This window comes from Brevundimonas sp. GN22, assembly GCF_054824005.1.
This window is the reverse complement of record NZ_JSYD01000095.1, coordinates 1-3,059: the sequence shown is the minus strand read 5'-3', so window position 1 is coordinate 3,059 and position 3,059 is coordinate 1. Positions and strand designations below refer to the sequence as shown.

Annotated in this window: 5 protein-coding genes; 3 read left to right on the top strand and 2 right to left on the bottom strand. The window is 61.6% G+C overall.

All coding sequences use genetic code 11. The features are described from left to right. Nucleotides 1-395, bottom strand: a 395-nt coding sequence (gene thpR / locus OB03_RS12480; RefSeq protein ID WP_461344366.1) for an RNA 2',3'-cyclic phosphodiesterase, incomplete at its 3' end; no start/stop codon positions are given. Nucleotides 396-519: 124 nt separating this feature from the next. On the opposite strand from thpR, the gene OB03_RS12475 reads away from it, so the two are divergent. After that, the gene (locus OB03_RS12475; RefSeq protein ID WP_242912438.1) at nt 520-1,266 is read left to right on the top strand and encodes a Bax inhibitor-1/YccA family protein; all 747 of its coding nucleotides are present in this window, start codon (nt 520-522) and stop codon (nt 1,264-1,266) included. A 96-nt stretch (nt 1,267-1,362) separates the two neighbouring features. Here OB03_RS12475 and OB03_RS12470 read toward each other — a convergent pair whose 3' ends face one another. After that, the gene (locus tag OB03_RS12470; RefSeq protein ID WP_242912439.1) at nt 1,363-1,698 is read right to left on the bottom strand and encodes a DUF2794 domain-containing protein; all 336 of its coding nucleotides are present in this window, start codon (nt 1,696-1,698) and stop codon (nt 1,363-1,365) included. A gap of 121 nt (nt 1,699-1,819) precedes the next feature. On the opposite strand from OB03_RS12470, the gene OB03_RS12465 reads away from it, so the two are divergent. Both OB03_RS12465 and OB03_RS12460 read left to right on the top strand, forming a co-directional pair. Next, nucleotides 1,820-2,635 carry an enoyl-ACP reductase FabI gene (locus tag OB03_RS12465; RefSeq protein WP_242912440.1) on the top strand — a complete coding sequence of 272 codons (816 nt, stop codon included), beginning with the start codon at nt 1,820-1,822 and terminating at the stop codon, nt 2,633-2,635. A gap of 40 nt (nt 2,636-2,675) precedes the next feature. Then, a partial coding sequence (locus OB03_RS12460) for a DoxX family protein (protein WP_461344365.1) occupies nt 2,676-3,059 on the top strand: 384 nt, incomplete at its 3' end.

Genomic DNA, 3,059 nt, shown 5'->3' with positions numbered 1-3,059 from the left:
GTCTGGGGTTTCAGATAGGCCAGCGTCACGTGCGGACGGTATTCGCGGCGCTCTGGCGGAAGGCCCGCCCGCTCTCCTGCCGACTTGCAGCGGGCCGCCAGCTGGTTCAGCCCCTCGTCGGGTTTCACGCCTGCCCAAATGGTGTGGCTCTGGTGCTTGTCGCCGAAAGCGCCGACCCCGCTCAGTTCCAGATCCAACGGTCCGCGGCCCTCCGCGCGCACCAGTTCGGACGCCAGATCGTCGGCCTGCCGCTCGGTCGCATCGCCATAAAAGGCCAGCGTGATGTGCAGCTGATCCAGTGGTCGCCACTTGGCACCCGGCAGGCCGCTTTGGCGACGTTGCAGGGTCTCGGCGATGTGTTCGGGGACGTGCAGGGCGGTGAAAAGTCTGAGCATGCGACTGTTGGTAGCGGCTGGAACAAGCGAGTTAAAGGCGGGTTTTCCTTGCATAGGAGCCTGCCTGACCCGATATTTCTTTCAGGGTCGGCATACTCCGACCATTTGGGAGACGAATTTCGCGATGAGCGACTTCAACAACGGCTATGCGCGCCCGCTTCCGCAGTCGGCGGACATGTCCGTCGACGCCGGTCTGCGCGCCTTCATGCTGGGCGTTTACAACAAGCTGGCCATCGGTCTGGTTGTTGCGGGCGTGCTGGCCTACATCACCGGCAACGTTCCGGCTGTGCAACAACTGCTGTTCGCACGCATGGACGACGGCCGCGTCGGCCTGACCATGCTCGGCATGGTCGTACAGTTCGCCCCTCTGGTGATGCTGTTCGGCTCGATGTTCTTCATGAAGAATCCGACCGCACGTGGCGTGAACATCCTGTATTGGGCCGTGGTTGCGACCATCGGTGCGGGTCTGGGCGTTCTGTTCCTGCGCTACACCGGCGGTTCGCTGGCAACCACCTTCTTCGTGACGGCTGCGTCGTTCGCAGGCCTCAGCCTGTTCGGCTACACCACCAAGAAGGACCTGAGCGGCTTCGGCACCTTCCTGATCATGGGTGTGATCGGTTTGGTGATCGCCTCGCTGGTGAACATGTTCCTTCAGTCGGGCATTTTCTATCTGGTGATCTCGGGCCTTGGCGTTCTGATCTTCGCTGGCCTGATCGCCTATGACACCCAGCGTCTGAAGATGACCTACTACGCTCTGGGCGGCGACCAGCAAGCTCTGGGCGTGGCGACCGGCTTCGGTGCCCTGAGCCTGTTCATCAACTTCGTGAACCTGTTCCAGTTCCTGCTCGCCTTCCTCGGCCAGCGCGAATAGGTTTTAAGTGCGCTATGGCGGCGACGCAGTCGCCGCCGACTTGAGCACGCCGAAGTCCTGATACGAGAAAGCCCCTGCCAACCGGCGGGGGCTTTTTTATTCCACCACAGTGAACTTACGGCTGTCGAAAACCTTCAGCACCTGAGCCAATTCGCGGCCGCGCTTCAGCACCATTCCGCTCTCGCCCATCACGGCATATTGACCTTGTTTCAGGCGAAGCAACGGGCGCTTTTCCACGCGATAGGCCGGTGCATCGCCGTGGCGGCGGAAAACGGCGAACTCTGCAGCGTCCTTGAGCCCGGCCATTGCATAGTCGCGCCACTCGCCCTGCGCGACCATGCGGCCATAGACGCGCAGTAGCTGGTCCAGTTCGCGGCGGTCCCAGAAGACGGGCCCCGCCAGGGGCGGCTCGGTCGTCGGATCAAGGCTCATACAGCCAATCTAGTCCTGTCTGCGGTCAAAGCCAGCCCTCTATCTTGACCCTGCGTCTTGTCAGTACGGGCGGGCGCGTCCAAAAGACGGACAACAGATTTGGATTTCCAGGAGACACACCATGGCTGATGGTTGGGATATGCCTACGGGCGAGCTGATGAAGGGCAAGAAGGGCCTGATCATGGGCGTTGCCAACTCCAACTCGATAGCATGGGGCATCGCTTCCCAACTGGCGGCCCAGGGTGCGGAACTGGCCTTCACATATCTGGGTGAAAGCCTAGAGCGCCGCGTGCGCCCGCTGGCCGAAAGCGTCGGTGCCAAGGCCATCATTCCGTGCGACGTCTCGGACGACGCCTCGATGGACGCCGCCTTTGCCGCGCTGAAGGAAACCTTCGGCGAGATCGACTTCGTGGTTCACTCGGTAGCGTTCGCCAACAAGAACGAATTGCAAGGCTCGTTCGTCGAGAACACCACCCGCGACAGCTTCCTGCTGGCCATGAACATCTCGGTATTCAGCTTCGTCGACGTCGCTCGTCGCTCGGCTGAACTGATGCCGAACGGTGGCTCGATGATCACCCTGACCTATCTGGGTTCGGAACGCGTCATCCCGAACTACAACACCATGGGTGTTGCCAAGGCTGGGCTCGAAGCGGCAACCCGCTACATCGCCCGTGACCTCGGCCCGAAGAACATCCGCGTCAACGCCATCTCGGCCGGTGCCATGCGTACCCTGTCGCTGGCGGGCATCTCGGGTGGCCGTGGCCTTCACTCCAAGTCGGCGCAGTTCTCGCTGATCAAGGAAGAGACCTCGATGGAAGGCGTCGCGGGTGCCGCTCTGTGGCTGACCTCGGATCTGGGTCGCTCGACCACCGGTGAAGTGGTTCACGTGGACGCCGGTTTCCACGCCGTCGGCCTGCCGGACGATATGGAAGTCTAATCACCCCTTACGGGGAAGGGAGGGTGCAGTGCCGAGTGGATTGTCGAGGTTTCATGATCTGACGCTGCTGGCACTGCGCCTCTTTCTCGGGGCGTTTCTGATCTATGGCGTGTGGGACAACATCACCTCCGTCGCGCGGATGGCCGAGTTCGAGCAGTTCCTGACGTCCATCCGATGTCCCCTGCCCGCCGTTTCCGCTCCGGTTTCGGTGTGGGCACAGTTTATCGTCGGCGTGTTTTTGATACCGGGGCTTTGGACCCGATGGGCCGGCCTTATGCTGGCTGCCAACTTTGTCGTCGCCGTCGTCCTGCTGGCGGGCGTCGGACAGGATTTCCGCCAACTTTTTCCGCCTGCTATTCTCATTTTTGTCGGCCTGTGTCTGGCATCGGGCGGAGCGGGTGCCCTGTCGCTGGATAAACTCTTG